The sequence below is a fragment of the Micromonospora avicenniae genome (genome assembly GCF_900156065.1).
GTDB lineage: Bacteria > Actinomycetota > Actinomycetes > Mycobacteriales > Micromonosporaceae > Micromonospora > Micromonospora avicenniae.
In genome coordinates this window covers 49,593-58,376 of record NZ_FTNF01000031.1, presented here as the reverse complement: position 1 = coordinate 58,376, position 8,784 = coordinate 49,593, and the positions used below count along the sequence as shown (strand labels likewise).

7 protein-coding genes and 1 pseudogene are annotated in these 8,784 nt (G+C 71.3%); all 8 read right to left on the bottom strand.

The features are described 5' to 3' along the window. Positions 1-91: 91 nt before the first annotated feature. Positions 92-1,066: an NAD-dependent epimerase/dehydratase family protein gene (locus BXA10_RS28240; RefSeq protein WP_076473889.1), complete on the bottom strand. Its 975-nt coding sequence runs from the start codon at positions 1,064-1,066 to the stop codon at positions 92-94. 168 nt (positions 1,067-1,234) lie between these two features. Next, positions 1,235-2,908, bottom strand: coding sequence for a solute symporter family protein (locus BXA10_RS28235; protein WP_076473888.1), 1,674 nt, complete (start codon positions 2,906-2,908; stop codon positions 1,235-1,237). Further along, on the bottom strand, positions 2,886-3,248 hold the full coding sequence (locus BXA10_RS28230) for a DUF485 domain-containing protein (protein WP_076473887.1): 363 nt from the start codon (positions 3,246-3,248) through the stop codon (positions 2,886-2,888). Before BXA10_RS28230 ends, BXA10_RS28235 begins: the two co-directional genes overlap by 23 nt. 161 nt (positions 3,249-3,409) lie before the next feature. Further along, a pseudogene (locus BXA10_RS28225) lies at positions 3,410-3,949 on the bottom strand (flavin reductase family protein); the annotation flags it as partial. 52 nt (positions 3,950-4,001) lie between these two features. Then, positions 4,002-5,696, bottom strand: a complete 1,695-nt coding sequence (locus BXA10_RS28220; protein ID WP_076473886.1) for an ABC transporter permease — start codon at positions 5,694-5,696, stop codon at positions 4,002-4,004. Next, complete coding sequence (locus tag BXA10_RS28215) at positions 5,681-6,445, bottom strand: ABC transporter ATP-binding protein (RefSeq protein ID WP_076473885.1); 765 nt, start codon at positions 6,443-6,445, stop codon at positions 5,681-5,683. Before BXA10_RS28215 ends, BXA10_RS28220 begins: the two co-directional genes overlap by 16 nt. A gap of 138 nt (positions 6,446-6,583) precedes the next feature. Next, complete coding sequence (locus BXA10_RS28210; protein WP_076473884.1) at positions 6,584-8,224, bottom strand: sodium/solute symporter; 1,641 nt, start codon at positions 8,222-8,224, stop codon at positions 6,584-6,586. 1 nt (position 8,225) lies between these two features. Further along, positions 8,226-8,624 carry a DUF485 domain-containing protein gene (locus BXA10_RS28205; protein ID WP_076473894.1) on the bottom strand — a complete coding sequence of 133 codons (399 nt, stop codon included), beginning with the start codon at positions 8,622-8,624 and terminating at the stop codon, positions 8,226-8,228. Positions 8,625-8,784: the final 160 nt, after the last annotated feature.

Sequence of the window (8,784 nt, the reverse complement as noted above, 5' to 3'; positions counted from 1 at the left end):
AAAGGCACGAAGCCAGTCAGAACAAGAGTCACGTCCGCTGCCGCCGACCATCAGCCCACCACCTGCGGGACCGACCCCGCCAGCCTCACAGTCAGAACAGGCGGCTGCGGAAGTGCTCGATCGTGCGCCGGAGGCCGTCCTCGGGCGTCACGGTCGGCTCGTAACCGAGCAGCTCCCGGGCGAGGGTCAGGTCGGGTCGGCGCATCTCCGGGTCGTCCGCGCTGCGGGTGATGTAGGTCACCTCGGAGCTGCTGCCGCTGAGCGAAATGATGGTCTCGGCGAGCTGGCGCATGCTCATCTCGTGCTCGGTCCCGCAGTTGATCGGGCCGGTCTCGGTGGAGTCGAGCAGCAGCAGGATGCCCCGGACGAGGTCCTCCACGTAGCAGATCGACCGGGTCTGGTCGCCGGTTCCGTGCACCGTGATCGGCTCGCCGCGCAGCGCCTGGGAGATGAAGGTGGGGATGGCCCGGCCGTCGTCCGGCCGCATCCGCGGACCGTACGTGTTGAAGATCCGTACGATCGCGGTGTCCAGCCCCCGGCTGCGGTGGTACGCCATGGTCGCCGCCTCCGAGAAGCGCTTGGCCTCGTCGTAGACGCTGCGCAGACCGATCGGGTTGACGTTGCCCCAGTACGACTCGCGCTGCGGGTGCTCCTTCGGGTCCCCGTACGCCTCGGAGGTGGAGGCCATCAGGAACCGGGCGCCGTCGGCGACCGCTCGATCGAGTAGGTGCAGGGTGGCCACCGAGCCGACCCGGAGGATCTCCACCGGCAGCTTCTCGAAGTCGGTCGGACTGGCTGGGGAGGCCATGTGCAGGATCGCGTCGAACCGCTCGGCCAGGGCCGGGTGCGCCGGCAGCCCGTCGGAGATGTCCGCCTCGACCAGCGTGAACGTCGGCGTGTCCAGCAGGTGGGCGACGTTCTCCTTCGACCCGGTGACGAAGTTGTCCAGCGCGACCACGGTGCAACCGCGCGCTATCAGGGCGTCCACCAGGTGCGACGGCACGAAGCCGGCACCGCCGGTGACGAGGATTCGGTGACCGGAGCCGAAGCGGGGTGCGACCTTCATGGCCGTCAGCTTACTTAGCGTCGTCGGTTCTTCAGCCCCCGGCCGCGCGAGTCGCGACGACACGACGGCCGCCCGACAGCCGGCACCGCCCGCGTCCGTGATCGGGCGTCGAGAAGGGCACCCTCCGGACGGAGTGCCCGTCCGGTGGATGCCCTTCTCGGTGGTCGGTCAGTGCGCGCCGGCGCCGGTCAGGGACCGCACCTCCAGCTCGGCGTACTTCTTCTCGTCACGTTCCTTCGAGACGAGAGTGCCGATCCACCCGCAGAGGAAGCCGAACGGGATGGAGATCAGGCCCGGGTTGGAGAGCGGGAACCACTGCCAGTCGTGGTCGGGGAACATCGCGGTCGGTGCTCCGGAGACCACCGGCGAGAAGAACACCAGCACCACCGCGGCGAGCAGGCCGCCGTAGATGGCCCAGACCGCGCCCGAGGTGTTGAACCGCTTCCAGAACAGGCTGTAGAGGATCGCCGGCAGGTTGCCGGAGGCGGCCACCGCGAAGGCGAGCGCCACCAGGAACGCCACGTTCAGGTTCTGCGCGAAGATGGAGAGCGCGATCGAGACCGCACCGATCACCAGCGCGGAGATCCGGGCGACGTTCACCTCCTGCCGCTCCGAGGCCTGCCCGTTCTTGAGCACGTTGGCGTAGAAGTCGTGCGCGAAGCTCGACGAGGAGGCCAGGGTCAGCCCGGCCACGACGGCGAGGATGGTGGCGAACGCCACCGCGGCGATGACTGCGAGCAGGGTGGCCCCGCCCAGGTCGCCGCCGAGGAAGTCGACCCCGAGCACCTGGGCCAGCTGTGGTGCCGCCGTGTTGCCGGCCTTGTCCTGCGCGGTGATCGCCTCGCTGCCGACCAGGGCCGCCGCGCCGAAGCCGAGGGCCAGGGTGAGCAGGTAGAAGGTGCCGATGATGCCGATCGCCCAGAGCACGCTCTTGCGGGCGGCCTTCGCGGTCGGAACCGTGTAGAAGCGGATCAGGATGTGCGGCAGGCCGGCGGTGCCGAGCACCAGGGCGATACCGAGCGAGAGCAGGTCCATCTTGTTGTAGAAGGTCTGCGTCGCGTTGCCGGCGACCTCGACGCCGTAGCGCAGGCCGGGTTCCAGGAATGCGCTGCCCTTGCCCGAGGAGGACGCGGCATCACCGAGCAGCGACGACAGGTTGAACTTGTACTTGGCGAGCACCAGCAGCGTCATGACCACTGCGCCACTCATGAGCAGGAACGCCTTGACGATCTGCACGTAGGTGGTGCCCTTCATGCCACCCACCGTGACGTAGATGATCATCAGAGCGCCGACCATGATGATGGTGGCGATCTTGGCGGCGTCCGCGTCCATGCCGAGGAACGTGGTGCCCGGCTTGATGCCGAGCAGCAACGCGACCAGCGCGCCCGCGCCCACCATCTGCGCCAGCAGATAGAAGATCGACACGGTGATGGTGGAGACCGCGGCGGCGGTACGCACCGGACGCTGGCGCATCCGGAAGGCCAGCACGTCGGCCATGGTGTACCGGCCGGAGTTGCGCAGCAACTCCGCGACGAGCAGCAGGGCCACCAGCCAGGCGACCAGGAACCCGATCGAGTAGAGGAAGCCGTCGTACCCGTAGAGGGCGATCAGGCCGGCGATGCCGAGGAACGAGGCGGCCGACATGTAGTCGCCGCCGATCGCCATGCCGTTCTGGAAGCCGGAGAACGACCGGCCGCCGGCGTAGAAGTCGGTCGCGGTCTTGGTCTGCCGGCTGGCCCAGATCGTGATCGCCAGAGTCACCGCTACGAAGATCAGGAAGAGCGTGATGGTCAGGTTGCGGGCGGTGGTGCCGCCCGCCTCAGCCGCGAGGACCGGATCCATGGGTCACCTCCCCGATCTCGTCGCGGATCCGGTCGGCGACCGGGTCGATCTTCCGGTCGGCGTGCCGGGAGTAGAGCCAGGCGATCAGGAACGTGGACACGAACTGGAGCAGGCCGAAGACCAGCGCGACGTTGATGTTGCCGATCAGCTTCGTGCCCATGAAGTCCCGCGCGTACGCGGAGAGGATCACGTAGAGCGCGTACCACAGGAAGAACGCGACGGTCATCGGAAAGACGAAGCCGCGCAGGGCGCGACGCAGGCCGGCGAACTCGTCCGACCGTTGTACGGCGAGGTACCGGTCGGGCGCGGACGCGGCCGGCGTGGGTGTGTCCGTGGACATTTGTGGATCACCACCTTCACAGGCGTCGGGGATTTCGCGCACGTTAGAAAGCGCGCTCCCCGGCGGGGAAGGCCGAGATCGCCGTCGGTCGGCGGCTGCGCCGAACGGCGGGATGGCTGCGCCGAGTGACTCAGGTCACCCCGTTGAGCGGTCGGTGGTCGTCAGGTCAGCTCTCGGTAGCGGCCCCGGTAGTGCAGCAGCGGCGCCGCTTCCTCGACCATCTCGACCGCCTCGATCGTCGCCTCGACCAGCAGCGCCCAGCCGTACTCCCGGGCGCTGTCGAGCCGGCAGCCGGCCCACCCGCCGGCGTCGGTCGGCACCGGACCGTACGGCGTCTCGGTCCAGGCGCCGACGGCGAACAGCCCGCCCGGAGACGGGAACAGGCCGGCGAAACGGTCGGCGAGTTGCCGGTGCGCCGGGCCCAGCGGTGCCACCGCGAAACGCCCGGCCGACTCGGCCGCCGCCCAGAGGTCCGACTCGGCGTCGATCAGTCCGAGCAGCCGGTCCGGTTCACCCTCGGCGACCAGGGTGGACGACACGGTCAGCCCGGCAGGCCCGGGTGCCGTCCAGAGCGTGACCGGCGCGGCGAGGCGGCCCCGCAGCCGGCGCGCGGGCGAGCGTTGACCGGCCGGCACGGCGAACGGATCGGTGTGATGGATCTCCGCTCCGGGCTCATGATTCACGTGAAACATTGTGCCGCCCTGGCCCCGGCCCCGGCTGAGGAAGCATCGCCGCCGCGGATCGCCGCCACTCTCAGCGGCGTGGAGTCACCGCGGCCAGCAACTCCGGTTGGCGGCGGTCCAGGACGTCGCCGGCCAGGTACGCGCCGAGCAGCGCGGCACCAAGTCCGTACGCCGCGCCGACCGGCAGGGCGAGCCAGTGCCAGACGTCGCCGAGCAGCGCGGCCGCCACCACCATCGGCACGGCGGCCACCGCCGTGACCAGCATGGCGAGCATGGTGAGGAAGCCCTTGGCCACCCCGGCGCCGGTGTTCATCGCGAACGGGTTGCTCGTCTCGGGCAGGGCGTACGCGCCGAGCACCGACACGAAGCTGTTCACGGCCAGCCCCGCGCCGTAGCTGGCGAAGAGGCCGCCCGCGGTCAGCCCGATCCACCCCGGCCGGTCGAGCACCACCGCGATCACGATCGAGACCACCGCCAGCATCGGCACCACGTAGATCGAGAACGCCGTCATCCTGGCCCGCAGCTCCTGCTGGCCGCGTACGCCGGCCACCACGTGCGCGGCGTACGCGCTGCCGTCGAAACCGAACTGGTTGGCCAGGGTCACCGCGGCGACCACGCCCACGAAGAGCATGGAGAGGCTGACCAGCCCGGCCGAGGGCTCGGCACTGCCCTGGCCGAAGCCCTGCCCGCTGTTCGTGGTGAACCCGGCTCCGCCGAGGTTGACCAGCACCGGGACGAAGATGCCGACCACCGCGATGGTGATCAGGTTGGCCCGCCGGCGGGCGTCCCGCCACCAGTAGCGGGCCTCCCGGGCCACGAGCGCGCCGAACTGGTCACGCCGGGCCCACGTGGCGGCACGCGGGAAGAGCTGGCTGACCGCGCCGCCGGTCGGGTCGCTCTTCGCCCGGGCGCCTCCGGAGCTTGCCGCGCCCACCATCGCCGACTCCAGCGAACGGGACCACCAGCCGACCAGCGCCAGCAACGCGAGCGCGGTGATCAGCAGTTTGATCGGCGCGGCCCAGGCGCGGCCCTCGGCCACGTCGATGCCGGCCGTCCAGGGCGCCCCGAACGGGGTCCACCCGACCACCTCCGACACCCCGGTGAGGCTGTCCCAGTCGGTCTCCTGCAGCGCCGAGATGCCGACCAACTGCAACGGGCCGAGCAGCGCGGCCGCGACGGCGAGCAGCACGGCGGCCAGGTCGCGGACCCGGCGCGAGCGCAGCATGGAGGCGAATGCGCTGGTGACCGCTCGGGCGGCGGCCACGCAGAGCAGCACCCCGGCGAGTACACCGACCACCTGCACGAGGGCCGCCGACCAGCCGCCGAGCGCGCCGGCGGTGGCCACCAGCCCGAAGAGCGCCAGCAGCGTCGCGACCGCGGGCACGCTCACGAGGGCGGCCGCGAACAGCCCGGTGACCAGCGTCCGGCGCGGCAGCGGCAGCAGCGCGAAGCGGGCCGGGTCGAGCGTCTCGTCCACGCCGAAGAAGACCAGCGGCAGCAGCAGCCAGCCGAGCACCAGCAGGCCGCCGCCGAACGCGGCGACCATCGCCGCGTACCGGCCGCCGTCGGCGAACCCGGGCGTGGCGAACAAGACGAAGCCGGTGCCGGCGAGCCAGAGCCCGACCAGTGCGCCGGCCACGAAGAGAGCGATGCGCCGGCCCTGACCGCGGAAGTTGTTGCCCATCACGCGCAGCTTGAGCCGGACGAAGTGCCGGGCCGACACCCGGCGGGCCGGCACCGCCGGCGCGGTCAGTTCGACAGCCACGCCAGCTCCTCACCGGTCGCCGTCCGGCCGCCGACGACCTCGACGAAGACGTCTTCGAGCGAGCGCTTCCCGCGTACCTCGTCGATCGTGCCGACCCGCTTGATCGTGCCCTCGGCCAGGATCGCCACGTGCGAGCAGAGCCGTTCCACGACCTCCATCACGTGGCTGGAGAAGATCACGGTGCCGCCGCTGGCGACGTACCGAGCCAGGATGTCCCGGATCAGCGCGGCCGAGACCGGGTCGACCGCCTCGAACGGCTCGTCCAGCACCAGCAGACGGGGCCCGTGCAGCAGCGCGCAGGCCAGGCCGATCTTCTTCTTCATGCCGGCCGAGTAGTCCACCACCAGCGTGCGACCCGCGTCGGTGAGCGCCAGCACGTCGAGCAACTCGGCCGTCCGCTGGTCGACCACCGCCGGGTCCATGCCGCGCAGCAGACCGTGGTACGCCAGCAGCTCCGCGCCGCTCAGCCGGTCGAAGAGGCGTACGCCGTCGGGCATCACGCCGAGCAGCTGCTTCGCGCGGACCGGGTCGACCCAGACGTCCTGCCCGAGCACCCGGGCCTGGCCCCCGTCGGGCCGGAGCAGCCCGACGGCCATGGAGAGCGTGGTGGTCTTGCCGGCGCCGTTCGGCCCGAGCAGGCCGTAGAAGGAGCCGGCCGGTACGTCCAGGTCGACGCCGGCCACCGCCACCTTGCCGTCGAACCGCTTGGCCAGGCCACGAAGGGAAAGCGCCGGGTGCTCATCGGTCATGCACCAGAACCTATCCCTCCGGCGCGACCCGGTAGACCCGCCCGGGGATGACCTTCCGTCCTCCCGGAGGCGTACAGGTCCCGGTTCCGGCGCGCTCCGACCCGGGCATGGTGTGTGACGGTCGAGGGCCGTCCCCGGTCAGAGGCGCAGGGTGTCCGGGGCGTGCAGGCGGAGCATGGTCGCGCCGACGTCTGCGGGTACGCGCCGCCGGGTGGCCGCCGAGACCAGGACCGTCACGGTGAACGCCAGCGGCACGGTCCACGCGGCCGGTTGTGCCACGAGCGTCGCCGGCCAACCGGACAACGGCGGGCCGACCACGGTCACCAGCACGGCCGCGATCGCGGCGCCGCCGCCGACGAGCACCCCGGCGGCGGCGCCGAGGTCGGTCAGCCCCCGCCACCAGATGCCGAGCACCAGCAGCGGGCAGAAGCTGGACGCGGCGACGGCGAAGGCGAGCCCGACCACCTGCGAGACGTCCAACCCGGAGACGTTCAACGCGAGGATCGCGGGCACGGTGCCGGCGATCACGGTGGCCAGCCGGAAGCCGCGTACCGAGCCCCGTCCGAGCACATCCGTCGAGATCACCCCGGCCACGCTGGTGAGCAGACCGGACGAGGTGGAGAGGAAGGCGGCGAACGCGCCGGCCGCCACGAGGGCGGCGAGCAGCCGGCCGGTCGTTCCGTCGCCGAGAGCCGCCTCCGGCAGGAGCACCACCACCGCGTCGGTCTGCCCCGTGACCAGCAGCTGCGGAGTGTAGATGCGGCCGAGCACCCCGTAGATGGTGGGCAACAGGTAGAACAGGCCCACCAGCGCCAGCACGACCAGGGTGGTGCGGCGGGCCGCCGCCCCGTCCGGATTGGTGTAGAAGCGCACCAGCACGTGCGGGAGCCCCATGGTGCCGAGGAACGTGGCCAGGATCAGGGAGTAGGTGGCGAACAGACCCCGGTCGTCGGTCCCGGCCGTGCTCGGAAGCAGCCAGTCGGTGCCGTCGATGGTCACGCCGGCCACCTCCGGCACCGGGTCGCCGGCGTCGAAGGAGATGGTTTCGCCGGGCCGTACCGCCCGGATCTCGCCGTCGGGGAACGTGAGGTTCGCGGGATGCTCGACCACGACGCTGGTCGCGGTCCGGAACAACGGCCCGTCCGGCGGGGCGACGGCCGGCCGGGCGTCGGCCTGCCACTGCAGAGCCAGGAAGATCGCCGGTACGGCGAGCGCGGTCAGCTTCAGCCAGTACTGGAACGCCTGGACGAAGGTGATCGCGCGCATGCCACCCAGTGCCACGTTCGCGGTGACCACGACCGCCACCAGCACGGCACCGACCGGGTACGCGGAGCCGGTGACCGTGGCGAGGGTGAGGCCGGCGCCCTGGAGCTGCGGCACCAGGTAGAGCCAGCCGATGAAGATCACGAAGGCGGTGGCGAGGATGCGCAGTCGGCGGGAGCCCAGCCGCAGCTCGCAGAAGTCGGGCAGGGTGAACGCCCCTGAGCGGCGCAGCGGGGCGGCCACGAAGAGCAGCAGGGCCAGGTAGCCGGCGGCGAAGCCGACCGGATACCAGAGCACGTCCACGCCGTACTTGAGGATCAGTCCGGCGACGCCGAGGAAGGACGCCGCCGACAGGTACTCCCCGCCGATCGCGGCCGCGTTCCACGTCGGACTGATCGCCCGGGAGGCGACGAGGAAGTCGGAGGTGGTCCGGGCCAGCCGCAGCCCGTAGAAGCCGATGCCGACGGTGAGCAGGGTGACCGCGACGATCGCCGGTACGACGAGGCCGTTCTCCACCTCAACGCTCCGGCCGCTGGACCAGGTCGGTGAAGTCCTGCTCGTTGCGTTCGGCCAGCCGCACGTACGCCCAGCCCACCCCGATCAGGAACGGAAAGCTCGCCACCCCGAGCAGCAGCCAGGGCAGCTTCACCCCGAGCACGGTGACCCGGCTGACCGAGGGCGCGATGGCGAACAGCCAGGGCAGGCCGCCGAGCCCGATCACCACGACCAGGGAGAGCCGCAGCGCCAGGGCGAGCTGTGCCCGCACCAGCCCCCGGACGAGCGCCTCACCGACCCGGGTCTGCTGGGCTAGTTCGGCGCGGGTCCGGTCGCCCCGGTTGTCGCGGCCGGACACGTCGGCCAGCACGATCCGCGTCCTTGGTTGCGGGACCGACCGGCCGCCGACGGCGGACTGCACCGGGGCTTCCGGTCGTCCTTCGGCACCGGGTGTCGACGCGCGATCGTCGATGGCGGACACCCCGGCAGTCTCGTTGGTTCGATGGGATTGTCAAGAGCACGGTGGTCGAGTGCCCCGGTTGGCGCAGGGCGGAGGCACACCCGGATTCCTCCGGGAGGAG